Annotated in this window: 23 protein-coding genes and 1 riboswitch; of the genes, 13 read left to right on the plus strand and 10 right to left on the minus strand. The window is 55.8% G+C overall.

Annotated features, from left to right (window positions below; translation table 11 throughout):
* Window positions 1-2 precede the first annotated feature (2 nt).
* Together cobW and RA28_RS13340 are read right to left on the minus strand one after the other, a co-directional pair.
* The gene (cobW, locus tag RA28_RS13335) at window positions 3-1,058 is read right to left on the minus strand and encodes a cobalamin biosynthesis protein CobW (protein WP_039529713.1); all 1,056 of its coding nucleotides are present in this window, start codon (window positions 1,056-1,058) and stop codon (window positions 3-5) included.
* A complete protein-coding gene (locus RA28_RS13340) occupies window positions 1,055-1,435 on the minus strand; it encodes a DUF1636 family protein (protein WP_039529715.1) in 381 nt (126 codons plus the stop codon). The genes cobW and RA28_RS13340 overlap by 4 nt, the downstream gene beginning before the upstream one ends.
* Before the next feature lie 85 nt (window positions 1,436-1,520).
* Window positions 1,521-1,726, minus strand: a riboswitch (cobalamin riboswitch).
* A gap of 113 nt (window positions 1,727-1,839) precedes the next feature.
* On the opposite strand from RA28_RS13340, the gene RA28_RS13345 reads away from it, so the two are divergent.
* Window positions 1,840-2,832 (plus strand): NAD(P)-dependent oxidoreductase, encoded by a 993-nt coding sequence (locus tag RA28_RS13345; RefSeq protein WP_342585422.1) that lies wholly within the window; start codon window positions 1,840-1,842, stop codon window positions 2,830-2,832.
* A 196-nt stretch (window positions 2,833-3,028) separates the two neighbouring features.
* On the opposite strand, the gene RA28_RS13350 is transcribed toward RA28_RS13345, so the two are convergent.
* Window positions 3,029-4,051 carry a glycosyltransferase family 61 protein gene (locus tag RA28_RS13350; protein WP_206539635.1) on the minus strand — a complete coding sequence of 341 codons (1,023 nt, stop codon included), beginning with the start codon at window positions 4,049-4,051 and terminating at the stop codon, window positions 3,029-3,031.
* A 525-nt stretch (window positions 4,052-4,576) separates the two neighbouring features.
* On the opposite strand from RA28_RS13350, the gene RA28_RS13355 reads away from it, so the two are divergent.
* From RA28_RS13355 to RA28_RS13370, 4 genes are all read left to right on the plus strand, one after another.
* Window positions 4,577-5,443, plus strand: coding sequence for a hypothetical protein (locus tag RA28_RS13355; protein ID WP_206539636.1), 867 nt, complete (start codon window positions 4,577-4,579; stop codon window positions 5,441-5,443).
* A gap of 428 nt (window positions 5,444-5,871) precedes the next feature.
* On the plus strand, window positions 5,872-6,693 hold the full coding sequence (locus RA28_RS13360) for an FkbM family methyltransferase (RefSeq protein WP_193747405.1): 822 nt from the start codon (window positions 5,872-5,874) through the stop codon (window positions 6,691-6,693).
* On the plus strand, window positions 6,694-7,437 hold the full coding sequence (locus tag RA28_RS13365) for an FkbM family methyltransferase (protein WP_241481138.1): 744 nt from the start codon (window positions 6,694-6,696) through the stop codon (window positions 7,435-7,437).
* A 22-nt stretch (window positions 7,438-7,459) separates the two neighbouring features.
* The gene (locus tag RA28_RS13370; protein WP_052261461.1) at window positions 7,460-8,347 is read left to right on the plus strand and encodes a glycosyltransferase family 2 protein; all 888 of its coding nucleotides are present in this window, start codon (window positions 7,460-7,462) and stop codon (window positions 8,345-8,347) included.
* Between the two features lie 368 nt (window positions 8,348-8,715).
* Here the strand turns inward: RA28_RS13370 and RA28_RS13375 are convergent, their stop codons facing one another.
* The 4 genes from RA28_RS13375 to RA28_RS13390 form a co-directional block, all read right to left on the minus strand.
* The gene (locus tag RA28_RS13375) at window positions 8,716-9,555 is read right to left on the minus strand and encodes a hypothetical protein (protein ID WP_152612087.1); all 840 of its coding nucleotides are present in this window, start codon (window positions 9,553-9,555) and stop codon (window positions 8,716-8,718) included.
* 143 nt (window positions 9,556-9,698) lie between these two features.
* Entirely contained in the window at window positions 9,699-11,171 is a 1,473-nt protein-coding gene (locus tag RA28_RS13380) for a glycosyltransferase family 2 protein (RefSeq protein WP_052261462.1), read from the minus strand.
* Window positions 11,172-11,421: 250 nt separating this feature from the next.
* Complete coding sequence (locus RA28_RS13385; RefSeq protein ID WP_039529730.1) at window positions 11,422-12,504, minus strand: glycosyltransferase family 2 protein; 1,083 nt, start codon at window positions 12,502-12,504, stop codon at window positions 11,422-11,424.
* A gap of 19 nt (window positions 12,505-12,523) precedes the next feature.
* Window positions 12,524-13,240, minus strand: coding sequence for a sulfotransferase (locus RA28_RS13390; RefSeq protein ID WP_039529732.1), 717 nt, complete (start codon window positions 13,238-13,240; stop codon window positions 12,524-12,526).
* Between the two features lie 499 nt (window positions 13,241-13,739).
* Between RA28_RS13390 and dusA the strand changes: the two genes are divergently transcribed.
* Genes dusA through RA28_RS13410 form a run of 4 tightly spaced genes read left to right on the plus strand, consistent with a single transcriptional unit; the run spans window position 13,740 to window position 17,155 of the window.
* The gene (gene dusA, locus RA28_RS13395) at window positions 13,740-14,759 is read left to right on the plus strand and encodes a tRNA dihydrouridine(20/20a) synthase DusA (protein WP_275041378.1); all 1,020 of its coding nucleotides are present in this window, start codon (window positions 13,740-13,742) and stop codon (window positions 14,757-14,759) included.
* 28 nt (window positions 14,760-14,787) lie between these two features.
* A complete protein-coding gene (locus RA28_RS13400) occupies window positions 14,788-15,612 on the plus strand; it encodes a sulfite exporter TauE/SafE family protein (protein WP_039529738.1) in 825 nt (274 codons plus the stop codon).
* A complete protein-coding gene (locus RA28_RS13405; RefSeq protein WP_039529741.1) occupies window positions 15,606-16,391 on the plus strand; it encodes a hypothetical protein in 786 nt (261 codons plus the stop codon). The genes RA28_RS13400 and RA28_RS13405 overlap by 7 nt, the downstream gene beginning before the upstream one ends.
* A complete protein-coding gene (locus tag RA28_RS13410; protein ID WP_241481140.1) occupies window positions 16,373-17,155 on the plus strand; it encodes an STAS/SEC14 domain-containing protein in 783 nt (260 codons plus the stop codon). The genes RA28_RS13405 and RA28_RS13410 overlap by 19 nt, the downstream gene beginning before the upstream one ends.
* 502 nt (window positions 17,156-17,657) lie before the next feature.
* Here the strand turns inward: RA28_RS13410 and RA28_RS13420 are convergent.
* Genes RA28_RS13420 through ccmI form a run of 3 tightly spaced genes read right to left on the minus strand, consistent with a single transcriptional unit; the run spans window position 17,658 to window position 19,599 of the window.
* Window positions 17,658-17,891: a DUF1289 domain-containing protein gene (locus RA28_RS13420; protein WP_039529746.1), complete on the minus strand. Its 234-nt coding sequence runs from the start codon at window positions 17,889-17,891 to the stop codon at window positions 17,658-17,660.
* 17 nt (window positions 17,892-17,908) lie between these two features.
* Window positions 17,909-18,373, minus strand: a complete 465-nt coding sequence (gene ruvX, locus RA28_RS13425) for a Holliday junction resolvase RuvX (RefSeq protein ID WP_039529748.1) — start codon at window positions 18,371-18,373, stop codon at window positions 17,909-17,911.
* Window positions 18,370-19,599, minus strand: coding sequence for a c-type cytochrome biogenesis protein CcmI (gene ccmI, locus RA28_RS13430; protein ID WP_039529750.1), 1,230 nt, complete (start codon window positions 19,597-19,599; stop codon window positions 18,370-18,372). The genes ruvX and ccmI overlap by 4 nt, the downstream gene beginning before the upstream one ends.
* Before the next feature lie 176 nt (window positions 19,600-19,775).
* Here ccmI and RA28_RS13435 point away from each other — a divergent pair, with 176 nt between their 5' ends.
* The 4 genes from RA28_RS13435 (at window position 19,776) to RA28_RS13450 (ending at window position 25,053) form a co-directional block, all read left to right on the plus strand.
* Window positions 19,776-21,020 (plus strand): sarcosine oxidase subunit beta family protein, encoded by a 1,245-nt coding sequence (locus tag RA28_RS13435; protein ID WP_039531548.1) that lies wholly within the window; start codon window positions 19,776-19,778, stop codon window positions 21,018-21,020.
* Between the two features lie 61 nt (window positions 21,021-21,081).
* Window positions 21,082-21,411 carry a sarcosine oxidase subunit delta gene (locus RA28_RS13440; protein ID WP_039529753.1) on the plus strand — a complete coding sequence of 110 codons (330 nt, stop codon included), beginning with the start codon at window positions 21,082-21,084 and terminating at the stop codon, window positions 21,409-21,411.
* Window positions 21,412-21,479: 68 nt separating this feature from the next.
* Window positions 21,480-24,494: a sarcosine oxidase subunit alpha family protein gene (locus RA28_RS13445; protein ID WP_039529756.1), complete on the plus strand. Its 3,015-nt coding sequence runs from the start codon at window positions 21,480-21,482 to the stop codon at window positions 24,492-24,494.
* The gene (locus tag RA28_RS13450) at window positions 24,487-25,053 is read left to right on the plus strand and encodes a sarcosine oxidase subunit gamma (RefSeq protein WP_039529758.1); all 567 of its coding nucleotides are present in this window, start codon (window positions 24,487-24,489) and stop codon (window positions 25,051-25,053) included. Before RA28_RS13445 ends, RA28_RS13450 begins: the two co-directional genes overlap by 8 nt.
* Window positions 25,054-25,073 lie beyond the last annotated feature (20 nt).

Consider the following 25,073-nt stretch of genomic DNA (forward strand, 5'->3'; position numbering starts at 1 on the left):
TCTTACTCGGCGGCCTCGGTTACGCCCACAAGGATATCGCGGATCGCGGCCTCTTTGATATCGTCATGCTCGGCGATCACCACAAGACGCGAGCGGCGCGCTTCGCCAGGGTCCCAAGGGCGGTCATATTGATGACGTACACGCGCGCCAACAGCTTGCACCAGCAGACGCATGGGTTTGCCCTGAACGGCGGCGTAACCCTTGACGCGCAGGATGTTCTGCTCGGTCGCAAGACGTTCAATTTTGGCGACCAGATCAAGCGGGTCGGTTTGCTCCGGCAACTCGACGATGATGCTTTCGAAATCATCATGCTCGTGGTCGTGGTGGCCGTCGTGATGCGATGGGCGGGCCTCCATGTCGTCCTCCGCCGCAGCCTCAAGGCCGAGTACGACGCGGACATCCACAACCCCTTCGGCCACTTCGACAACGGGCAGAGGGCGCGGCGCTTCGGCAGCAATGACCTCTTTGGCCTTCGCAACACCCTCTCGACCGGCCAGATCGGGCTTGGTGAGCAGAATGATGTCAGCGCAGGAAATCTGGTCTTCGAACACCTCGGACAACGGCGTTTCGTGGTCGATCGACTCGTCCGCCAAACGCTGCGCGTCCACCGCCTCGACATTGGGGGCGAAACGACCGGCGGCCACGGCCTCGGCATCGGCCAGAGCGATCACGCCGTCCACGGTGATTTTCGAGCGGATATCGGGCCAGTCAAACGCCTTCAGCAACGGTTTGGGCAGCGCAAGGCCTGACGTTTCGATCAGGATATGTTCAGGGCGCGGCTCCAGCGCCATCAGGGCCTCGATGGTCGGAATGAAATCATCGGCCACAGTGCAGCAGATGCAGCCATTGGCCAGTTCCATGATGTTTTCCGCCGGGCAATCCGGGATGGCGCAGGACTTCAGGATATCGCCATCAACCCCGACATCGCCAAACTCGTTCACGACAACGGCCAGACGCTTGCCCTGAGGGTTCTGCATCAGATGTTTGACCAGTGTGGTTTTGCCCGAGCCCAAGAAGCCGGTGATCACTGTGACGGGAAGTTTTTCCAGATTGCTCATTTCAGGGCTCCAATCGGGGGAATGCGGGCTGCGCAGTTTTTGCGGAAATGCTCGGGGCGCTCGCGCCATTTGACCAAGCCATCGTCGGTCGCGAGATACTTGGTGGCGCCTTCGACAATAACGTCGACATGCTCGTTTTCATTCAGATGCTCGTAAACAAAGGTCCATCTGTCCGGTCCACCGCGAAGCACAATGGAACATCCCTCGTTGCAGTTGGACAGACATTCCACCGCCTTCAGGTTGATGCCATCTGGCAGGTCGGCCTGTTCAAGCGCCTTGTGCAGCAGGGTGCCGGGTCGCTGGTCGTCGTCTTCAATGGGCAAGCCTCGGCGACAGGTGGTGCAGACCAACAGTTCGACCGGTGCGGTCTCGGCCATGTCTCTCATCCCCCAAATTCCTTTTTGTGGGGGACGGGGTTTCATGCGGGTCGCGGTTGACCCGACACCGGAACACCCCGTCCGGTTTCTTACGCGGGCGTTGGCAGGTCTCCCGGCTTGCGGATGTCAGAGGATGGCCTCTGTCGGGTGTCCCGCCTTCCCGGCTTTTCGGCCAGTGGCTTGGGCACCCTCTCCGGTCACGGTCGCGGGGGCGGCTGCGTTTGACGGAAAACCCGCTGACGCATTCCCTTTTCATCTGCTTTCGCAGACACCAACAGATGCGACATGCGGCACGGGTGGGCCGCTTGTCAAGCGGGTTGCGACCACCATTGCGCGGGCAGTTGAAAAACGACCTGCCAGCGTCGTTGGGCGGCATGAACTGAACGGCTCAACCGTGCTGGCATGTGCGGGACGGTTCGAACAAGGAGTTGCGGTTCATGAAAGTTGGTTTCATCGGTCTGGGGAATGTCGGCGGCAAACTATCAGGCTCGTTGCTGCGGAACGGGATTGATCTGACAGTTCATGATCTTAACCCGGATCTGGTTGCCGATTTTGTGGCCAAAAGGGCCAAGGCAGCCGAAAGCCCAGCCCAGTTGATGCGCGATTGTGACGCCGTGATCACCTGCCTGCCATCACCTGCGGCGTCAGACGCGGTGATGCAAGAGATGCTGCCCGAGGTCGGCCCCGGTAAAATCTGGATGGAAATGTCCACCACGGACGAGGCCGAGGTCAAACGTCTGGGTGCCATGGTGATCGAACGCGGCGGCGCAGCCGTGGATTGCCCGGTTTCAGGCGGATGCCATCGGGCCGCCACCGGGAATATCTCGATCTTCGCGGGCTGCGACCGCGCGACCTTTGAACGTATCCTTCCTTTCCTGACCACGATGGGGCGGCGCATTCTGCATACCGGGGAACTCGGCTCGGCCTCGGTTCTGAAAGTTCTGACCAATTATCTTGCCACCGCCAACCTGATCACTTGTGCCGAGGCTTTGGTGACCGCCAAAGCCGCCGGTATGGATCTTGGAACAACCTATGAGGCGATCAAGATTTCGTCGGGCACCTCTTTTGTGCATGAAACCGAAAGCCAGGTCATCCTGAACGGCTCACGCGACATTTCGTTCACAATGGACTTGGTGAAGAAGGACATCGGGCTTTTTCAGGACGTCGCCGACCGGGCCGGAGTTCCGCTTGAGATGAACCCCTTAATGATCAAGATCTTCGAGGACGGCATTGCGCGGTTTGGCGACCGGGAACTGTCCCCCAACATCATCAAACGTCTCGAAGAAGCAACAGGCCTGGACATTCGCGCCCCAGGATTTCCGGCCGAGATGGAAGACGACGAACCGGAAGAGCCGGGATATGAGGTGGTGCCTGCCAGTCGAGAACCTGCCGCGTAGAAAAGCGCCCAATTCCCCTCAAGTCACTTAACCTGAATGACTTCTAGGTTTTTGACCCGATCTTCGAGACGCGAGTGTCGCCAATTCAGATGAATCCCTTAGTCTTGGGATGCTTGTTCTCTCGAAGAACCAGATGCGGGCGGTCGGCCTTGTAGCCGAGCCTACAAACCCATTCTTATATCCGCGAGACGGATACCTAAGCGCAAAAGAATGTTAGGCCGTCTGTGCTTTCGATATCCCGAAAGAACTGATCTCGTTCCTCAATATTGATATTTTTCCAGTTTTCAGAGCTTTCGAGCAACCCCCGCGCCACCAGAGTGCGCCCAATTTCTTCGATATCCAGTTCACCCATTGAAAAACGGTCCACTCGGCGACGATCGCTTCGAATCCAGTTTGTCTTGATGGCGTCGATTACAATTGGTTCGCGCCCCATAAAAGACGTCATGTGGCTGACAATCCCATTGCTGATCACGGATGATCGACGACGGATCATTGCAACCTGCTGTCGCTTGGACCCGACCATAGCCAACAGATGTAAGGCAGACCCATCAAGCGCTACGATCTGACGCGCTGCCTTGTACCGGGCGATCTGGGTTTCGACGGAGTGTTTCTGTGGATGGAAAATCTCGTATCCTGCTTCCGCCAAATGTGATTCAATGTGAACTTCTCCGACAACGCCGCCGCGGCGGGCACCGTAAGCGGATCTGGAAATATACAGCCTCTCTGGTCCGTCCGCTTGAATACCGTGCGCGAACCGCGTCTCGACAAAGTTACGGAACTTTTCGGTCCCGGTGGCCAGACGGCCCATCCCGAACCCTTGGCCCGGTATCCAAAGGTGTTGCGCAGAGATCGGTGCCTGAACCAGACAGATCGGAACATCGATCTCAAAGAGTTCGAAAAGCCGTTTCTGAAACGGATTCAAAACGCCTTCGCCGCTGGGATCAGAGCGCAGCAATGGGCTTGTCGCACTCTCGTTCCCGCGCTTGGCCACGAACAGGATACCATCCAGCGGCTCAGGGACAGCATCAATGCCCCAAGTTCGCCCCAGCGTCTCCAGAAGGAAATGCCCAAAGTGGTTGAGCATGACGCCGCCCCACATCCAATGCCCCGGAAGGTTTTCCGTTATGTCGTCGGGGCTGGGTATTGGCGGCGGTTCCATCAACGGTTTCGCGCGCCATAGCACCGCGTCGTGACAATAACGACCGTGATCGTCAAACACGCCGCTAGGTTGCACCAACGAGCGCTCGTTGGAAGGTACGACAACCGCATTATCAACCCGTCTCAAGTTCCCGGACCAACCATTTCTTTTCCATGGGGGTGATCTAAAGGGCACGTCTTGGGACATTGCTTGTGCAGACTTTTTTGTTTCCTGAATTTCCACATATCCACTCCGAGGGATTAAGCAAAGCGAAAGTGGTTGGTGTGCTACTCTGAACGGGTCACGCTTAAGATCAATTCACACCTGTGCAGACTTTTAGTATGGCTTCTCTGACTTGATCCGGGAAAGCCAATGAAAACCTGTTCCATCGTCCAATTCGAAGCCCGCCATGAGGAGGTAATTCCTTCGTTAATCAATATCCTAAATCGGCTAGGATACAGGCCCAAGGTGTTTCTCAACAGGCGCATTCGGCGCGTCCGGGGTGATATTTTTTCTGAGTTTCCTGAACTTGATGCCGAGATAAAATACACCGGTTTCAAGGCCAAGTCCGACACCCCGCCCTCGGTTGAGAGTTGGCCCGGAGACGTGGAGTCCGAAATTCTGTCGGAAGACGTGGATTTTATCGTGATGAACAGCTTCAACCGTCCTTCTGCCGCGAATTGGGCCAGAGGTTGCGGCAAGCCGGTGATCGCCTTGATCCACAATGTTGACCAATATGTAGCGGACGCTGTCTATTCGGAAACACTGGATTTAAATCAATTCGCTTTCCTGACGCTTGCCGATCATGTTTCTGCCACGCTGTTCGAGAAAATTGGCGGTCGATATGCTGAAAAGGTCAGCGAGTTCCACTGCGACTTTTTCAGCGCAACACGCGCGCCATATCGTCCATCGAAGCGGCGCAGCGTCGTAATACCCGGAAACCTAAACCTACGCACACGCAACTACAAAGGGCTGATCGACGTTTTGAAAGAGCGACGTTCATCCTGGGATGCGCTTGAATTTATCCTGCCATCAAGCGGCGCAGATCGGGATACTGTGCTCCAGGAAATTTCTGAAAACCGCCTGCAGGATCGTGTCTTTGCCCTGCCGTTGGGCGGGCAGGGACAGGTGCCGCACGCGTCGGTTATGGCCGCGTTCCGAAACGCGACGGTGCTTTTGGCACTTATCAAGCCAGGTTTTGATCAGTACCGGCGCAATAAAGTTACGTCGTCGGTTTTCGCCTCAAGCGGATTTTCTCTTCCAATGTCGATGGGAGGGGACACATCTGATTGTTATTCGATCCCGCATTTGCCCAGCACCAGTTCGCTGGCGGAGGAACTGGACCAGATTGGTGCCATAAGCGACGCCGAGCTATATCAGATCAGCAGTAGAATTGATTCCTATCGCAAGGATAAGCAGCAGATCTCTCAGGCCAACCTCGCTGGCCTGATAGACCAAATCGTGGATACCTAACTCTGACTGCCAACCGATTAGGCACACCACGACTTTTAATGAATGGCAAAGGCAACTCTTTCTGCCGACGGTTTCGTCGCAGGCTGTCGGGCTCTGGTTTGCCACGCGATCTACCATGCCATTCGCTCTGAATGAACCAGATCAAGCCGAAGAGGTTTTGCCTTCGCTGTTCGCAGATGCAGACATCTCGTGCCAGGCAGTTTGGCCTGGCGAAATATTTTTCAGTTGAATAAGCCGTCAAGTCGACGATGTCAGATGTGGAAATCGAAAAGAGCTACGAAAGAGGAGGTCAGGGCCCGTCGATCAATAGCCGCGGCACGACGCATGCTGGCAAAGGTCCAAGACTTGGATAGGGTCAATCGCCTCGGCTGAGCAACACGTGCTTCCGACCTCTGTGATTCAAAGGTTTGACTATCGCTAAAAAACCTGTGACGCCTGTTCCAATTCAAAAGCGTAAAATACCTTTTGAACGTTTCTGGAAGCGAGGAATGGAGAGCGCGATGAGCAGGGACATTGGCTTGGTTCTTGAGGATATCCAAAAGGGTGCGTACCACGACGACCAGCCTGTTATGATCACACATGCCACAATCAACGATGTTGCGGTCAAGTTCTGCACGGATTTAATCCGAGATCCAATTCAGCGCGTTCATAGAAAGGGCCAGTTTTACGAAGCGGAAGATCTGGCGGAAATATCAAAATACGTAAGCAACGACGCGACGATTTTGGACATAGGCGCGAATGTAGGCAACCACACGTTGTACTTTGCGAAGATACTGGCGGCAAGCAAGGTCATTCCGATCGAGCCAAACCCATTGGCCTGGCGCCTGCTGGTTCAAAACGTACTGCTCAATGGCATTCAGGACAAAGTTGATCTTACCAGACTTGGATGCGGCCTGTCGGACGAAGCGCACAGCGGGTTCGGAATGGAGCCAAGAAAACGAAACTTGGGAGCTGCAAAAATGCTGGAAGGGGATGGAGATATCGACGTATTTCGCGCTGATGACCTGTTCGCTGACGTTTCGCCAGACTTTGTTAAGATCGACGTAGAGGGAATGGAAATGAAGGTCCTGAGCGGCTTTGAGAAAATTCTTGAACGCTGCAAACCGATCTTCTTTGTCGAGGTTGATGTAGAAAACACCTCAGCTTTCCAAGGTTGGTGTGAGATGCGTTCTTATGAAGTGAGTTGGCAGGTTCAGCGGTATTCGACGAACATCAATTTCCTGATCAAACCAGTTGATGCTTTAAGCTGATTGTTTACTTTAGGTGGAACGGAACCAAAGCAGCGTTTTTGGCACAGGGACCATATGACAAAACACTCTGAAATTGCTGCAAATTTTTCCGGCCTGAAGGTTCCGCATTCCCCATTTATGAACGAGCGTCGGGCTGAACGTATCAATGCAGGTCGCTATGAAGCAACCGAAATTCACGGCGCGCTTGCCGTCGTTAAGAATTCTGACAGAGTTTTGGAGCTCGGTGCCGGTCTTGGTGTGGTTGGCGGGGCATGTGCTTTGTTGGCCCAACCTGAACGTATTCTGTCTTTTGAGGCCAACCCGAACCTCATACCGCATGTACAAGAATTATATCGCCTGAATGGCGTGAATGATCGGATCGAAGTTCGAAACCAATTGGTTGTTTCAGATTCCGTCAGAGCAGAGTCCATGACATTTTTTCTGCACAACTCGTTCTTAGGGTCCTCTCTGCTTCCTGCTGCGCGAAAGACGACACGGGAGGTCGAAGTACCAACAGTTGCTTTCGAAGACATAAAAAGTGAGTTATCTCCGACGGTCCTGATTTCGGACATCGAAGGCGGCGAGCTGGAGTTTCTCGAGAACGCAGATTTGACTGGGATCCGAGCCGTTGTGATTGAGTTTCACCCGAAGGTATATGGTCGCGCCGGAATGCAACGTTGCAAATCGATTTTAACCGAAACGGGCTTTGTTAAGCAGAACGACCTTTCCACCAGATTGGTTTGGACATGTGTCAAAGAGCTTTAGCCGTGAAAAGCCGCAGAACGATATGTTGACAGTTGGCGCGATCGTAAGTGAACCCGTGCAAATACTTGCCCGGTTCATTGATTGGTACATGCAAGCGGGTGCCGATCGGATACATCTTTTTTTTGATGACCCTTTGGATCCTGCAATTGACGCCGTAAAGGACCATCAAGGCGTTACGTGCACGCGCTGTGATGCCAGTTTTTGGGGTGGTATTGGTGCCAACGCAAAGGACCGTTTCACACTTCGTCAAAACGCGGCAATGAAGTTTGCGTATCAGGCAAGTCCGAAGGGCTGGTTCTTAAATGTGGACGGCGACGAGCTTGTTCACCTCGACGGGCGCAATCTTGCGTTCGAGTTGAACAGACAAGATGGCGACGTTCAGAAAGTCAGGTTTCGTCCTGTTGAACCCATTCAGACACCAGACGACGACTTGAATTTTCACGTGCGCCGACCGGGCGGCAGGCCTTGGGGAATGCGAGGGTTGTATGGTGAACTATACCCGGGATTTCGCAAACGCGGCGGTCTGGTTGGCCACAACATAGGAAAAGTGGCCATTCGCACAGGTCTTCAATTGTCCGCTCTGCGACAGCATGATGCCTGGGGCGAAGGCGGCGTCGAGTTGACAGAGGTAACACTTGGTCCCGACGAGGGTGCCTGGTTGTTGCACTTTGTAGACGGTGGATTTCTGAACTGGAGAAAAAAGGTTGAATGGAGGCTGAGTTCGCGAGGCTTTACGCCCAGAATCAAGGCACATTTCGAAAACGCTTTTTCCGCCAGCGATCCGGAGGCTGCATTGAAAGAAATTTATGAGACGATTTATATCTTTGATGAACAAAGAGTGGAGCTTTTGAAACGAAGCGGTGCGCACCACAGTTGGCTGCAAAGTGAAATCGGTTGCGTTAGTGTTTAGCGTATAATTAGCAGAACTTTCAACGAAAGTGCCCATGGGCGAGCGAGTGTTAAGCGAGGTGTCTTCGGTATGTTAAGGGCGGCGGCATTGACATCAAAAACTATTACACTATCGGCGTTTTATATAAAAGACTGTCCTCAATTGGCGATATACGCAACGAAACCCATACTAGTATGATGGCTGGGTTTGTCCGATAGGGCAATTTCCGCGATGAAGCCGTAGAAGTTAGGACGAAGAATTTACTTTTGAACGATGATCGTATTCGCTTTTGATCTTGTTAGTAACATAATGACAACGAAGACACTTCAAACCTAGCTCAAGTCTTCGGCTACCTGTTAACCGAATGGTGTTGAGCCAAAAATGAAGCTCTAATTGGAACCTGGTTTGCGAGTGCTTGCATAGCGCTTATTCAGAGCATCTAAATCGGCAGAGGCTCGCAGTTCATGTTCTGAGTAGCCTAAGGAGGTAGCCAGCTCAAAGACGGCAGCTACAAGTTTTGAATTTGGCGAGGCAATTTTTTCAGGCAGTGTTCGCTGGATGTTGTCTACTGGCGGCGTACTAAGGTCATATTTTGCCTCCCCAAGAAAACCGTCGAGAAGCTTTTTAATATCATTTGGGCCTTCTTCGTATAGCTCTTCAAAGCGAAACAATCCCAAAAAACCCTCTTTGTCGTGCTGCTCAAGCAAGTATTGATTGAGTTCTAGCCAATGAAACAAGTTCCGTTCGAAGGGGCTAAACTCCATTCCCTCTTTAGCAATCTCGTGATTATATAAAATGGGGTCGCTTGTGTGAATCATGGACCTTCGCTCGAACTGCCTCCCGTTTCGAATGGTTGGTGAAAAAAGTCCGTGCGTCGTGAGTGATGCCGCGACTTGAAAAGGGTTCCGAACGAGGTGTGCGAAGGCGAAAGAACCCGCGAAACGTTTGCTTAAGTACGGAAGCCATGCAAACGCTGGCCACCCAACGTCCAGATATGAAATGCCAACGGCAAGCGCGTCTTCAATTTCTATTAGCTTTCTTTGCATTGCAATGTTGGTTCCGAGAGCTGCAGCGAATGCTTTCGGGCGACGGAACACTCTTCGTGAATAATAATTTGGCCCCAGGCCTTCGTGCTCGATAATTGCTGTAGGATGCGACCTAGCGGCAATAGACCCAATGTTTTGCGTCGAAGTGCGTCCGGTCGACAATAGAAAACCTACTTTTGCCATTGCAGTTATAACCTCATGTTCGTCAGATTCGATTCGAAACGCTTACAATGTGGAATTCCGGCTGCGGGATCGTTTTTGAAGGTCGTGGTCACATTTGGTTTCGACAATGAAAATTGCCCACACTTGCCTAATTGGATGCATAATTAATCGACACCCAACCGCTTGAATTCCTCAATTCGCTCCTGATCCGTCAACTCGATGGCACGAATGTCGTCGTGCAGGTCTCTGAACTCCTCAACAGCCATAAGTTCGTTTATCTTGTTTTTGTGCCAACGGACGCTTTTGTTATGGAGCCGCTCCAGTTCACCATCTGCCTTGAGCTTGGCAAGCGCATCCAGACATCTGGGCAGGTTTCGCTTGATACTGATATCCTGATAGGAATTCCAATCCATGCGAACCCAATATGCTGCGCCAATTGTTCGGTCCACATGCAAAGCCCGGCCGCGTTGCCGCTTGATTAGAAACGCCTGCAGCGACCGAAGTGCATAGTGGTTCAGCTGCACCAGGTCGTAACCTATACGCTTAATGTCAGAGCGCCAAACCTTGTCCGATTTGGCGGCTTCTATCGGATCGCCGGAGCCGTTAACCCAAAACACCTGGTCCGCCATTTGGCTGCGCACTTTGTTGGGGCGATGGCAGCTTAACTTCGTGTAGGCACCGATATTCTTGGTCGCGGTTTTGAACCCCCAAGCGGTGTGCGGTTTGGGTAGATAAGATGGGGCACAACGGTCAAATTGCTCAATCACCGGAAGGTCCTGAAAATCGCTTACGCCAGCATTGCCAAACTGCCGCCATGTCATGGCGATGTTGGTCGTCTCTGGCGGGAGCTTGTCTAGCAAGTTTTGAAACGTGCCGTTGCCGGTCCGAATATTGATGAACTCGTCAGCATCAATGTGAATAAGCCATTCTGCTTCCTTAACAACTTTCAGCTTTAGGGCTCTGTTGAGTGCGTGTTGCTGCGGGGACTTGCCTTTCCATTGGTCGTTTCGCACATGGGTTACGAAGCCCAACTCCTGAAGACGGTCCAGCATCTCATCCGTGCCGTCGCTGCAATCGTTGGAGTAGATCACGAAGTGATGCACGCCGATAGTTTGATGGTAGGCCAGCCACTCAAGAATGTAGGGGCCTTCATTCTTCATACATGCAATGACCACGACGCCGGATGTACCTTGCATGGGTGCATGGTCCATCTGGGTTGTATTCGGCAGCGGTTTGGTTTCGTCGAACCCGACGATATCGTTACGCGGCGCGTAAAGAGACGGGATGTTGAAAGCAGACCTATCGGTATACGGGTTTTCTGAGCGGATTTCCGACTTGGTCGCGCCTGGGTCTGTGAAAATTGCTAAGTCTGCCTTGTACTCTTCAGGGGTCGAAACGGCATCAGACCCAAACCCATTTTGCCAGATTGCCCGTTCCTCGGGGCTGACTGAAATCACGACAATATCGGCGGCCAGAGTCAAAAGCGTGCTGGCCAGTCGGTTGATTTGTTCCTCAGAGGTTAGGGTTTTTCCAAGAGCCGGAGCATTCAAGATGACGCAACCGGGCCGGTTTTGCGCGATACTTTGCGCAAGGCGCATCGGAAACGATTCCACAGCGTCCCCTTCTGCGGTTTGCATCAGTTCGCGACCGACTCGCCTTCCAGCCATAACAATGGAACCAGAATCCGACCGGTTTAGTCGTCTAAGATCATCCGGTTGATCCGGGGTAAGTGGATCGATCAGAAGGAAAAGTCGCATTCCTTGGCTAGCCCTTTCGGTAACAACAAGAATTTCGGCTCCAAAAACGTGGCCACACTGTCAACGATGCTCGGTTGATGTTAATGCAGCGTGCCGGAATTGAAAATGCGTGGTATTGCCAGTTCAGTTTCTACGTGTTCCCAGCCGGTCGGGATCCGGACTTGTTCTCAATGCTTCGCCGCTGGCGCGCCTTGATGAGTTGTGAAAACAGCTCTTGCTGTTCGTTCCGGGGCAGAACTTTGCTGGGGCCGATTTGGCGAATTCGGGCGGACAGGTAAACGGCTTCCGGTGTTTGCATAAGCGCCTCTATACGGGCGTGTCGCCATGCCACTGCTGCAAGGTGGAGGTCTCGCAACACTTCATCATCCAGCATTTCTTTGCGGCGCTCGGTTATTTCATCCCCGAAACGGTCCCATAGTCGCGGATCGTTTTCGGACACATAGTTGCGGTCGATCCAATATGACAGACCAATGGACTCGTGCTGATGAACTGCCCGCCCACGCGCCATTTTGACAAGGAAGCTTTCGACAGAACCAAGGGAATAGTGATTGATCTGGGCCAATCTGTATTGATTGTGGAAACCCGGGATCAGGGTCATGGGGCCGGGGAAGGATCGCAGCAAGTGTCCGCTACCATCATACCAGCGGCTTGATGCCTGTGCCGCTGGGTCGGGATCGCGCGGGCGGTGCACGCCAAACCTGGAATATGTGCCGTCGCACCGAAACAGGGATTTGAACTGTATAGCCCGCCACGGCCAGAGCATGCCTTCGGGAGCGGCTTTGAGAAACTGCTGCGTAATTGGCCTATCTTCGTAGTGAAGTTGACCGGAATTTCCGAACAATCGCCATGCTATGGCAAAACCCGTTGCATCCGGTTTGGTTGCGATCAAGTCTTCCAGTTTTCCTTGACCAGCATGGATGAGAAGAAATTCGTCGACATCGGTTGCAAGGGCCCAATCAGCCTCCTTGAACAAGCGATGTTTGGACGCTCTGTTCAAAGCTTGCCACTGAACGGCCTTCTTGCCCCGCTTCGGATTTGGTTTGTGCACGATCTGGCCCAAGTCTTGCAGACGGTCGAGCATCCTGTCCGTGCCATCGCTGCAATCGTTGGAAAAGACAAGAAAGTCCGTGAAGCCGATAGCCTTGTGGTAGGCCAGCCACTCCAGAAAAAACGAACCCTCATCCCGAACTGTTGTGACGATCAAAGCGCGCATTCAGTAAAGTCCGATTGGCTCAGGATGACTGCCACGATCGCTGGCGTTGCTCAACATCGACGCTTCCTACATCTGAATCTTGGCGCTCGGTGGACCCGTCCGGATCCGTTTTTCCGACATGGGTAAAAAAAGTCGGGTCTGTATCAAAATCCGGTGCAAGAAAGTCGCTCAGTTTCTGCGGGTCGTCCCGTTCGATATTGAAACTCAGAAATCGATAGGGCTGATTGGAAAAAAAGGTTGTTACATCGTCCAAATGCTGGTCCCAAAGTTTGGACCAGTAATCAACTGTTGCTTCGAGCGTCGAAAACCCCATTGCGCGCCGATAGCGCTCTCCATAGTGCTCGTTTTCACCGTGCCTGCTTCGGCTTTTCAGCCATTTCTCTTTGTCTCGTAAGTTCAACACAAAATACGAGCGAGGGTAATAGCGTGCCAGTTCCCGAAAAAACGTGGCGCCTTCGATTACTCCGTGTCTTTTTCCGACATAATGAACGTCCGTGTATCCGATCCATCGGTCAATACCATTGAGCGGCGCGAAACCACTTTCGATGTTCGCCTTCATGGTCGTCGCCAAGGTGCCCCGGCGAAAATGTGTCGACGGGATGCCGTTTCTTTCCATAAAACTATGAAATGTTCGCGTGCCGCATTTGTTGAATCCGATCTGGAAAATTTTGGTGAGCCGCTTTTCCCGGGTCGCGGCGACAAAACGATCTGATTGCATATCCGTCCCATAGTGCATTTGACTTACACATACTAGAAGTTCGTTCTAGCCGCAAAACAGAGAACTGAGGAATCGATCTCGTAGCCTTAGATCAGACTTAACCACGACGCCAATGAGTTCGCCAAAGAATTTATGCGCAAGGTCACCCATTAGATTTTAGCGCTTTAAACTGATCGTGAATGGAGGGTTCTCGTGCCGCCCTGTCTGGCGGATCACCTTGAGCAAAAGGCGGAATTAGCCGATAGAGATAGTTTTCGCGGAGGTGTGCCCGTGGTGGAGTCGGTAAGCTGTTTTGTGCCTTGCAAAACACCTGGGTTTTTCGACCTCTACCGAAACTGCGTCGATTACCATGACTTTCAGAGAAAGCAGGACCATTTGTGGAATGTTGCTTGATAGACCACCGAGGTGGCACTGGCCCCTCCGCCGCGGGCCTATGTCGCATTTCCTCCGAAATTCGGGTTAATGTGGTTGCGGTTCTATGGTAAACGCGCATTTAGAACACTTAAGGATCAGGTAAGTGTCTGACAAAAATACAAAAATACAGGAACGCAGTGCACGTCTAAGCGTTGCCCCGATGATGGACTGGACCGATCGCCATTGTCGCTACTTCCACCGGATGCTCAGTGCGCAGGCGTTGCTGTATACCGAGATGGTGACAGCGCCTGCTTTGGTGCGGGGCGGGGCGCTGCATTTGCTGGAGTTCAGCCCGCAAGAGCACCCGGTGGCGCTGCAGCTGGGTGGGTCCGATCCCGCCGAACTGGCGAAGGCCGCAGCTTTGGGGGCTGACGCGGGTTATGACGAGATCAACCTGAACTGCGGTTGCCCCTCGGATCGGGTTCAATCGGGTACGTTTGGTGCGGTGTTGATGAAAGAGCCTGCGCGCGTGGCGGACTGTGTCAGCGCCATGCAGGAGGCGGTTGATGTCGATGTGACGGTCAAGTGCCGCATTGGTGTTGATGATCAGGACCCAACCAAGACATTGCCTGATTTTCTTGAGAAAATTAGCGCGGCGGGGTGCAGGCGTGTGACCGTTCATGCGCGAAAGGCATGGCTGAAGGGTCTCAGTCCGAAAGAGAACAGGGATATTCCGCCGCTGGACTATGCTCTGGTCCATCGCATGAAAGAGGAATTCCCCGATCTTCATATCTCGATCAACGGCGGAATCACGTCGTTGAAACAGGCGCACGACCATCTGGACGCCGGGTTGGACGGTGTGATGATCGGACGCTCGGCCTATCATCAGCCCGCCGACATACTGGCAGACGCTGATCGTCAGATTTTTGGTGTGGGACAAACCGCAGATCCGTTCGATGTCGCAAAGAAAATGATCCCTTACATCGAACGCCACCTTGTTGAGGGCGGGCGGTTGCATCAGATCACGCGGCATATGCTGGGCCTGTTTGCCGGACGCCCCGGCGCCCGCGCCTGGCGCCGGACGTTGTCCGAAGGCGCCGTTCAGGCGAACGCGGGCCCCGAAGTGGTGTTGCGCGCGTTGGAAAGCGTGTTACCTCTGTCGCAAGTGGATACAGCGGTCTAAATCGGCCTTTGGCCGGGATGGGGGAGGAATGACCGAGACGATGTTGCTGGCCCAGATGCTGGGCCTTTTGCTTGTGATCGGCGCATTTGCCGGGGTTCTGGCCGGATTGCTTGGCGTCGGCGGAGGGATCGTTCTGGTGCCCGCGTTCTTTTATGCCTTTCAGACACTTGGGTATGGCGGTCCGCAGTTGATGCAGATGTGTCTGGCAACGTCTTTGGCCACGATCATTGTCACCTCGATCCGGTCCGTGATGAGCCATAACAAGAAGGGCGCAGTTGATTGGGACATTCTGCGCGGGTGGGGCCCCGGAATTGCAATCGGGGCAATTGCCGGCGTTCTGGTCGCTTCGTCTTTGCGGACCGAGATATTGCAAGCCCTGTTCGGCGTGTTGGGCATGGTCATCGGGGTCTATCTGGGCCTTGGAAAATCCGAATGGCGACTGGGTGAGGCCATGCCAAAGGGAGTGCGCCGCGCGGCGTTGTCGCCGTCCGTTGGGTTCCTGTCGGTACTCATGGGCATAGGCGGTGGCAGCTTTGGCGTGCCGTTGATGAGCCTTTATAACACCCCGATCCACAGGGCTGTCGCAACTGCGGCGGGTTTTGGTGTGATTATCGCGGTGCCATCGGTGCTGGGGTTTTTGTTCCTCAGCATCGCGCCCGAGCATCGACCGCCGCTGACAATTGGCGCGGTGAATCTTGTTGCCTTCTTCATCATAATCGCGATGACGATGATTACCGCGCCTTGGGGTGTGAAACTGGCGCACGCGATGGACCCCAAACCCCTCAAGCGGGTTTTTGCGGTCTTCCTGACCCTTGTTGCGCTGAATATGCTGCGCAAGGCGCTGGGATGGTAGGCGCGTTTCACGAAAAAGGATGGAAAACGTTTTCGGATGATCCGGAACTGACCCAATGGGTGGCTGATGTCCTGCCGGCGGCACAGGCGGCAGTGGTCGATCCGCGCCACGCCCATTGGCACGAGTGTGAGGGCACGTGGTTCGTTGGCGTCGATGCGCTGGAAAACGATGGGGCAGGGCGGGTTGCCGGGTCGCGGCCCTTGTCAGGAAGCGCGTTGGAATTTGTCACTCAGCTCTATGGTCCGATCGATTTGCACAAGGCGCAGGTGTCGGTGATCTATCCGGGCTATCCAAAGCCTCGACGTGGGGAAGGCGAGGCCGCGACCCGTTATCGAGCCAAGCGCGACGCCGCACATGTGGACGGCCTCAAACCAACCGGGCCAGACCGCAGGAGGCATATCGACGAGCCCCATGCGTGGATTCTGGGCATTCCCTTGACGACTGCCAGCGCGGATGCCGCGCCGCTTGTGGTTTGGGACGGGAGCCATAAAATTCTGGGCGCCGCATTTCGCGAGACGTTGGCGAAAGTACCGCGGCAGGATTGGGGCCGAACAGATGTGACAAGCGTCTATCAGACCGCCCGACGTGCGGTTTTTGACAGTTGTCCGCGCATCGAATTGCCCGCGGTCCCGGGCGAGGCATACGTTCTGCATCGCCATTGCCTGCATGGTGTCGCACCGTGGGGCGAGTACGCCAGCGCCGGGCCTGAAGGACGTATGATTGCCTATTTTCGCCCCGAGATGCCGGGCGGAGTAGCGCAGTGGCTCGAATCCCCGTAACCTTCTGCCATTGCATGGATCTGGAGGGTATTTTGATGATTACGGTTCAAACGAATTCCGACGGAGCCCTGATTGAGGTCGAGTTGTCGGGAAAGGTGACGAGCACGGATTATGCGAACACCCTTGTTCCCGCAATCGAGGCGGCATTGAAGGACCACGACGCCGTACGGCTGCTTGCCATCGTGACGCCAGAGTTCAAAGGCTATGATCTTGGTGCGGCATGGTCCGATACAAAGCTGGGGCTGAGCCATTGGCGTGGATTTGACCGGATCGGCGTTGTGGCGGATCTGGGCTGGGTGCAAACAAGTGTCCGTTTGGCGGCACCCATTCTTCCATGCCCGGTTCAGGTCTTTTCGATGGACGAGATTGAAACGGCCCGTCGTTGGATTCGTGAATCGCTGGGTGCGATCCATGTAATTGACCTGGGTGGCCCATGCGTGCAGGTCAGTCTCATGGGCAAATTGGATTCCGAAGAGTACAGCCAGGCACGATCCGATCTGGACACGTTGCTCAGCAATCGCGATGGGTTTCGCCTGTTGATTGACCTTCGGGAATTTGACGGGTGGCAAGGCCTGTCGGCGCTTGCGGCGCATTTCCGATTGGCCGCTGGCCACGTGGGTATGCTGGATCGCGCAGCCATTGTTGGTGACAAAAGTTGGCAGAAGATGGCGCAGCGGATGGCCAGTCATGTTTTAGGAGCGCGAACCGAGTTTTTCCCCTCGGACGAGATCCAAGATGCCAAGTCATGGCTGGCAGCAGGGTAACGATCAATCGCATTACGTGCAGGAAACAAAACCCTGAATTTCAAGCGTATTTTTGATTTCTTGCATGACGTAACGGAACGGGATTTTCCGCTGGCGTTTTCTTGACCAGTCAGTCAAAAATTCTCCACACCGCCCAATGAACCTTCGGTTTTTGGGGGGCCGAAATGAAAACCGTTTTGCACCGCCGTGGCTCGCCGCTCACTCACTTCAGACACTTGGGCTTTTCCCCCTCGAAGCCCGGGATCGCGTCCATGGCGGTGCTTGAATAACCTGTTTTGGAAGGCTGAATGGCGCTGCGCTCTTTCTGGAAACACCTGTTTGCGCGGCGCATTTCATGTGAACGCGCAAACTCAAACAGGGTATTGGACCCTGCGGCCAACGGAAAAAAGACGATAGCGCGAACCGAATTGGCGGAGTTGTTCAGAGAAGAATTGCAAGCCAGTGAAAAGTTGGCGCATCCCGACGTTGACCAACAAAACGCGCAATGAGCCTGGTTTTTGGCTCAGGAGCCGTTCAGGCGCGCAGCGCGCCCGCCGCGCCGCTTGGAAAGACGGGGCTTGCGATTGGGCAATTCCTGCATGATCTCGGCGCGCTCAGAACTGTCCATTTTGGACCAGCGCGAAATTTCATCAATCGTGCGGTAGCAGCCGGTGCAGATGCGCTCGGTCGGGTGGACGACGCAGATCTGGATACAAGGGCTTTCGACCTCGTTCCGTTTCCAAACCATATTCGTCATCAGCGTGTTCCGATCCGTCAAAGAAAGCGCAACCTGTCCAAGGCTCCCTGAAGGATATAACCGGCCGCAACGTGATCAATAACCTGTCCGCGACGTTTTCGTGTCGTATCCGCCTCAAGCAGTGCTTTTTCTGCCGCAACTGTGCTCAGCCTTTCATCCCAAAACCCAATGGGCAGATCGGTCAAGCGGGTCAGGTTCCGTGCAAAAGCGCGGGTCGACTGACAACGCGGCCCTTCCGATCCATCCATGTTCATGGGCAAACCCAACAGGATGCCGCCAATCTCTCGGTCGTTTGCGATTTCCATAAGCCGCGCAGAATCCAGCGTGAATTTCTTGCGCCGCACAGTCTCCAGCGGGCTGGCCACCGTGCGCATCCGATCGGAAACGGCAACGCCGATTGTTTTGTCACCCAAATCCAGACCCATCAGCGCCGTCATCTGAGGCAGGGCGGCGGCGAAATCCTCGAACGCGTTGTGTATCACGGGTTCAACCCTGCCTGTTGCGACGCAGCCCGGATCATTTCAAGTGCCGCTTCATTCCCGGCAAACACGCCCAATGCCTCATCGCGGATATTGGTGGCGCGTTCAGTTTCGCCCAGAACGCCGAGGGCAGCAATCAAACGCGCCCAGTCCTGGGGCGCGCCGCCCTCGGTGGCCAGTCGGTCCGATAACCGGTTGACCATGCCAAGGATCATCTCTTGCCGCTCTTGCGGCGACAGTTCGGTTGCGGCTTGTACATCCTCTTGCGACGGGCCGGGCGCTGCGGGCTCGACGCTCAGGTCCGGCGCGTTGAATACGCCGGCGCGAAACGCCAATTCGTTGATCTGTGCCCGAATTGCCGTGGCCCATGGCGCGCCCGGCGGCGCGGAACGCAATGTGTCTACCCAAATGCGGTAGGCAAGGTCAGGACGCCCGGTCTGCGCCAGCATCTGACCCCAATAATAACGTGCTGGCCCAAGATGCGGATTGCGGTCCAGCGCCCGTTGCAAGGCGTCTTCCGCTTCGGGCGACACGTAGCCTCCAGCAGCCAGGATCATCATTTCGGCCATATCGGAATAGACGTCGGCCGAGGCCGCATCGCCTGACAACTCGATGACCCGGCTTTGGGCCTGATACGCGTCACGAAAATTTCCGGCATTGGTTTCGTGCTGTGCCAAAAGCATGTGGCCTTGAATGTCATCCGGACGGCCTGCAACCGTTTCGCGCAATTGCTCCAGCAAACTGGCGTAGTTTTCGTCGAGTGTCGGCGATGGCGGCGGCGTGGCCATATCTTCGGCCTCGGATTGGCTGGGGCGGTTTTCGCGCAAATCTCCGGCCATCTCCAAACGGGCGGACAACGGCATGTCGGGAAATCCCGCAGCCCCGATCTGACGATACAGGGCATAAGCGCCGCCAACCAGGATGGCCGCAACCAAAAGCATCCCCATCACGGATACGGTGCGAGACGGCCCACCGGCATCGGCTTCACCCTGCGCTTTTGCATCAGCGGCCAGAATGCGCCGCGATATCTCGGTACGCACCCTCTCGGCGTCCGCGTCTGCAATTACGCCACGGGCCAAATCCCGATCAACGCCAGCCAGTTGCTCGCGATAGACGCGCAGATCGTAGTTGGTGGTCGGCGCGCCCGATTGCCGCCGGCGCAACAAAGGCATCGCCAGAAAAAACGCGATCAAAAGCGCGATAAGCAAAGAAATTACCCAGAACGTCATTGATCCTCCGGAGCCGTTGCCCTGACTTAGACCTGCCGGGCTGCCGAAAAAAGGGGCAAAAGGCCGCGAACCGCACCCATGTCGCAATATTGCGATATTGTGACGTTGCGCGGCACAGGTAAAATGCGCCTACACTGCATATCTGCGCTCAATCACCGAACCGGATGGATTCGCTCATGAAACACTATTCAGCCTTTGCTGTGGCGCGCGAAGCGCTGCGCTATCACACCGGGTGGGAACGCGCCTGGCGTTCGCCCGAGCCCAAAAAGCGTTATGACGTCATCATCATCGGTGCGGGCGGCCACGGTTTGGCGACCGCCTATTACCTGGGCAAGAACTACGGCATCCAGAATGTGGCCGTGATCGAAAAGGGCTGGCTGGGCGGTGGCAACACCGGACGGAACACGACGATCATCCGCTCAAACTATCTGCAGGACCCATCGGCAGCGATGTACGAAAAGGCGCGCAGCCTTTATGAGGACCTCAGCCAGGAACTGAATTATAACATTATGTTCAGCCCGCGCGGCGTAATGATGCTGGCGCAGACCCAGCACGAAATCCGCGGCTATCAGCGCACGGCGCATGCGAACGCCTTGCAAGGTGTTCAGACCGAATGGATCGGACCCGAACGCGTCAAGGAACTGGTGCCGATCATCAACATAGACGGGCCGCGCTACCCGGTGCTGGGGGCGCTGTGGCAGGAACGCGGCGGCACCGCGCGCCATGATGCTGTCGCCTGGGGTTATGCGCGCGCCTGCTCGGCCATGGGTATGGACATCATCCAGAAATGCGAAGTCACCGGTGTTCGCTCCGAAAACGGGCGCGTGATTGGTGTCGACACCACCAAGGGCGCGATCGACTGCGACAAGCTGGGGATCGTCGTTGCGGGCCATTCAGGGCAACTGGCCGACATGGCGGGCTTCCGTTTGCCGCTGGAATCCGTGGCGCTGCAGGCGCTCGTGTCCGAGCCGATCAAACCCTGCATGGATGTGGTCGTAATGGCCAACACCGTTCACGGCTACATGAGCCAGTCCGACAAGGGTGAGATGGTGATCGGCGGTGGCACCGACGGGTTCAACAACTACACCCAGCGCGGCAGCTTCCACCATATCGAGGAAACCGTGCGCGCGCTGGTCGAAACCTTCCCGATGATCTCACGGCTCAAGATGCTGCGCCAATGGGGCGGGATCGTTGACATGACAGGCGACCGGTCTCCGATCCTGTCTAAAACGCCACTTGGCGGCTGCTTTATCAACTGCGGCTGGGGCACGGGCGGCTTCAAGGCCATTCCGGGTTCGGGCTGGGGGATGGCACAGCTGATGGCCACGGGCCATTCGCCATTGACCGAAGCCTTCACGCTCGACCGCTTCAGAGAAGGCCGCTTTATCGACGAAAGTGTCGCCGCCGGGGTGGCGCACTGATGCCGCCGCTCTACGCCTATTCCCAGATGTCTCAAGACAGCGTCTTCAAGGAGACCGCGATATGCTGACACTCAAATGCCCGTTCACCGGCGCTCTGTTGGATGAAACCGAACTTAACTGCGGTGGCGAGGCGCATCGCAAACGCTTTGGTCCCGGCTCATCGGATGAAGATTTCGAGACCTATATGTTCACGCGCGAGAACCCCAGGGGCGTGCATTTCGAACTCTGGCTGCACAGCTATGGCATCGGAAAATGGTTCATCGCGGCCCGCGATACTGAAACGATGGAAGTGTACGGAACTTATCCGGCGCAAACCACCGAACCGCCGCAAGAGGTCATAGACGCCATCAATGCCAAGCACCCGGGCTGGACGTGGAGAGAATTCTCCTGATGCTTCATCTTTTCAAAAATACTCCCGCCGGAGGCTCCGACGCCTCCACCTGCGAAAGGTACGCATAAATGAGCACCCGTCTCGCAAACCATGGTCGCCTGATCGACCGGTCGAAAAAGGTTACCTTCACGTTCAACGGCACCTCGATGCAGGGCTTTGAGGGCGATACGCTGGCTTCGGCGCTGCTGGCCAATGACCAGATGATGGTGGGCCGATCGTTCAAGTACCACCGTCCGCGCGGCGTTGTCGCCAGCGGTGCGGAGGAGCCGAATGCGCTGGTCGGTCTGGGGCAGGGGAACCGGTTCGAGCCGAACCAGCGTGCCACCACAACTGAGCTCTTCAACGGTTTGACCTCAGTCTCACAGAACCACTGGCCGAACCTGGAATTCGATGTGGGCGCGATCAACACGCATCTGTCGCGCTTTCTGCCGGCAGGCTTCTACTACAAGATGTTCATTCATCCCAAGCCGTTCTGGAAGCACGTCTACGAACCCTTCATTCGCCAGTCTGCGGGCCTGGGCAAAGCGCCCGACAAAGACTCCAGAGACGCGGACACATATGAACACTTCTACGCCTTCACCGATGTTCTGGTCATCGGCGGCGGTATTGCGGGTTTGCAGGCGGCAAAGGCGGCGGCGGCGTCGGGGGCCAAGGTGCTGCTGATCGAGCAGACCGCCCATTGGGGTGGCCGCGCCCCGGTCGATGGCGGAACCGTTGGTGACGAGCCTGTGGATAAGTTCGTGGAACAATTGGTTTCTGAACTCGAAACAATGGACAACGTCACCATGCGCAATCGCTGCATGGGGGCGGGTGTCTACGACCATGGCTATGTGCTGGGGTATGAGCGTCTGACAGACCATGCGCCGGGTGCTCAGGGTCCGCGCCATCGCCTATGGCGCATCCGCGCGAAACAAGTTGTGACCGCGACCGGCGCGATCGAGCGGCCTTTGTCCTTTGCAGGCAATGATGTGCCCGGTGTCATACTGGCGTCGGCCGTGCGCGACTATGTCGTGAACTGGGGTGTGACCCCGGGAGATCGCGTGATCATCGCCACCAACAACGACGATGCTTACCGCACGGCGATTACGCTGAAACAGGCCGGTGTGGATGTCATACGCGTTGTCGATGCCCGCTCCAGTGCCGGATTGCTGGCCGAGGAAGCCCGGCAACTGGGTATCCGTGTCGACCCCGGCAAAGCCATCGCCAAGGTCAAAGGCGGTAAGCGTGTCAAGAAGGTCGAGCTGTGCAACCAGGACGGTATCGGCGGCGCGCGGGAAGAGGTTGACTGTGATGCGGTCGCCATGTCGGGCGGTTGGTCTCCGGTCGTTCACCTGTGGTCGCATTGTGGTGGCAAGCTGATCTGGGATGAGGCCAACGCGCATTTCCGTCCCGACCCCAAGCGCCCCCCGCTGGGTGCGGATGGCGACGGGTTTGTGGTCGCCGCAGGCTCGGCCAACGGTCCCTTGGCTTTGGGCGACGTTCTGACCGATGCGCATGCTGCGGGTAAAGCCGCCGCGAAGGCCGCCGGTCACAAGCCCAAGAACACGAAGGCCCCAAGCGGTGACGCCACCGAAGAAGCGGCGATGGAACCTGTCTGGCTCATGCCCGCCAATGCCGACATTCAACTGCGCATGAAGTCGTGGCTGGACTTTCAAAACGACGTCAAAGTGTCTGACGTTCAACTCGCCGCCCGCGAAGGGTATGAAAGCGTTGAGCACACCAAGCGTTATACTACGCTGGGTATGGCCACGGACCAAGGTAAGCTGAGCAATATCAACGGATTGGCGATCCTTGCCGATGCGCTGGACGCGGAAATTCCCAAGGTCGGAACCACCACGTTCCGGCCACCCTATACGCCGATCTCGATGGGGGCGATTGGCGGCGAAGCGCGTGGCGAAGTGTTCCAGCCGATCCGCCGCACGCCGATGCACGACTGGCACGATAAGAACGGCGCGGATTGGGAACCGGTCGGCCATTGGCGTCGGACTTACGCCTATACCCGCCCCGGTGAGTCCGTGCATGATGCCGTGAATCGCGAGGTAAAAAATACCCGCGAAAACCTCGGCCTGCTGGATGCCTCGACCTTGGGCAAGCTCATCGTCAAAGGTCCGGATGCGGGCAAATTCCTCGACATGATGTACACCAACATGATGTCGACGCTGAAGGTCGGCAAATGCCGCTATGGCCTGATGTGCTCGGAAAACGGCTTTCTTATCGATGACGGCGTTGTTGCCCGGATCGACGATGACACCTGGCTGTGCCACACCACCACTGGCGGAGCGGAACGCATCCACGGTCACATGGAAGAATGGCTGCAAACCGAATGGTGGGACTGGAAAGTCTATGTCGCCAATGTGACCGAGCAGTACGCTCAAATCGCTGTTGTCGGCCCCAACGCCCGCAAGGTGCTTGAGAAACTGGGGGGCATGGATGTCAGCAAAGAGGCTCTGCCCTTCATGGAGTGGCGCGATGGCAAGATCGGGGATTTCGACTGCCGCGCCTATCGCGTCTCTTTCTCGGGTGAACTGTCTTATGAGATCGCCGTTGCGGCGAGCCACGGACAAGCCTTCTGGGATGCCTTGATGGAAGCCGGGAAAGAGTTCGGCGTGATGCCTTACGGTACCGAGTGTCTGCACATCCTTAGGGCCGAGAAGGGCTTTATCATGATCGGCGACGAGACTGATGGCACCGTGATCCCGCAGGATCTGGGCCTGAACTGGGCGTTGTCCAAGAAGAAAGAGGACTACCTGGGCAAGCGCGCCCATTTGCGCAGTCATATGGCGGACCCCGACCGCTGGAAACTGGTCGGGCTTGAGACTGTGGATGGTTCCGTCATTCCCGACGGCGCATATGCGGTGGGCGAGGGCGTCAATGCCAACGGTCAGCGCAACGTGATCGGGCGCGTCACCTCGACCTACTACTCGGCCAATCTGGGCAAGGGCATCGCGATGGGCCTCATCAAGCACGGCCCCGATCGGATGGGTGAGATTGTCGAGTTCCCGGGCACGGACGACAAAACCTACAAAGCCAAGATCGTGGACCCGATCTTCTTCGACAAAGACGGAGAGAAGCAGAATGTCTGAACCCATCAGCGCACTGAACCACGCAAGCTTTGATGGCATCGCCAAGGTCGAGGAATGCGGCCTGCAGGGGATGATCACCCTGCGCGGAAACCTGAAGGACAAAGTGCTGATCAAAGCCGTCAAGGATGCCGCGGGTCAGAAAGTGCCCGGTCAGCGTGAGGCTCTGGTCGACGGCGATACCGGTGTTTGCTGGATGTCGCCCGATGAGTTGCTGGTGCTGGTGCCCTATACCGAGGTCGAAGCCAAGCTGAGCGCAATGAACAATGTGCTCGGCGGCACGCACGCGCTTGCAGTCAATGTCTCGGATGCGCGCGCCGTGTTCCGCGTCTCGGGCGCATCAGCGCGCGAGGTGATGGGCAAGGTCGCTCCGGTCGATTTTTCGACGGATATGTTCCAGCCCGGCCAAATCCGCCGCTCGCGTCTTGCTCAAGTGGCGGGTGCCTTCTGGATGGACGACGATCAGACCTTCCGCGTGGTCTGTTTCCGATCTGCGGCGGATTACGCCTTCAAACTGCTTAAGGTTGCGGCGCAACCCGGCAGCGAGGTTGGGGTTTACTAATCCGACCAGCGAATAAGTCC

This window comes from Ruegeria sp. ANG-S4 (assembly GCF_000814005.1).
Taxonomy (GTDB): Bacteria; Pseudomonadota; Alphaproteobacteria; order Rhodobacterales; family Rhodobacteraceae; genus Ruegeria.

Bases quoted from the DNA above. Each gene is read 5' to 3' on its own strand.
- cobW (WP_039529713.1), bottom strand. From the start codon at position 1,058: ATGAGCAATCTGGAAAAACTTCCCGTCACAGTGATCACCGGCTTCTTG.
- RA28_RS13340 (WP_039529715.1), bottom strand. From the start codon at position 1,435: ATGGCCGAGACCGCACCGGTCGAACTGTTGGTCTGCACCACCTGTCGC.
- RA28_RS13370 (WP_052261461.1), top strand. From the start codon at position 7,460: ATGTTGACAGTTGGCGCGATCGTAAGTGAACCCGTGCAAATACTTGCC.
- RA28_RS13375 (WP_152612087.1), bottom strand. From the start codon at position 9,555: ATGGCAAAAGTAGGTTTTCTATTGTCGACCGGACGCACTTCGACGCAA.
- RA28_RS13380 (WP_052261462.1), bottom strand. From the start codon at position 11,171: ATGCAAACCGCAGAAGGGGACGCTGTGGAATCGTTTCCGATGCGCCTT.
- RA28_RS13385 (WP_039529730.1), bottom strand. From the start codon at position 12,504: ATGCGCGCTTTGATCGTCACAACAGTTCGGGATGAGGGTTCGTTTTTT.
- RA28_RS13390 (WP_039529732.1), bottom strand. From the start codon at position 13,240: ATGCACTATGGGACGGATATGCAATCAGATCGTTTTGTCGCCGCGACC.
- RA28_RS13400 (WP_039529738.1), top strand. From the start codon at position 14,788: ATGACCGAGACGATGTTGCTGGCCCAGATGCTGGGCCTTTTGCTTGTG.
- RA28_RS13405 (WP_039529741.1), top strand. From the start codon at position 15,606: ATGGTAGGCGCGTTTCACGAAAAAGGATGGAAAACGTTTTCGGATGAT.
- RA28_RS13420 (WP_039529746.1), bottom strand. From the start codon at position 17,891: ATGACGAATATGGTTTGGAAACGGAACGAGGTCGAAAGCCCTTGTATC.
- ccmI (WP_039529750.1), bottom strand. From the start codon at position 19,599: ATGACGTTCTGGGTAATTTCTTTGCTTATCGCGCTTTTGATCGCGTTT.
- RA28_RS13435 (WP_039531548.1), top strand. From the start codon at position 19,776: ATGAAACACTATTCAGCCTTTGCTGTGGCGCGCGAAGCGCTGCGCTAT.
- RA28_RS13440 (WP_039529753.1), top strand. From the start codon at position 21,082: ATGCTGACACTCAAATGCCCGTTCACCGGCGCTCTGTTGGATGAAACC.
- RA28_RS13445 (WP_039529756.1), top strand. From the start codon at position 21,480: ATGAGCACCCGTCTCGCAAACCATGGTCGCCTGATCGACCGGTCGAAA.
- RA28_RS13450 (WP_039529758.1), top strand. From the start codon at position 24,487: ATGTCTGAACCCATCAGCGCACTGAACCACGCAAGCTTTGATGGCATC.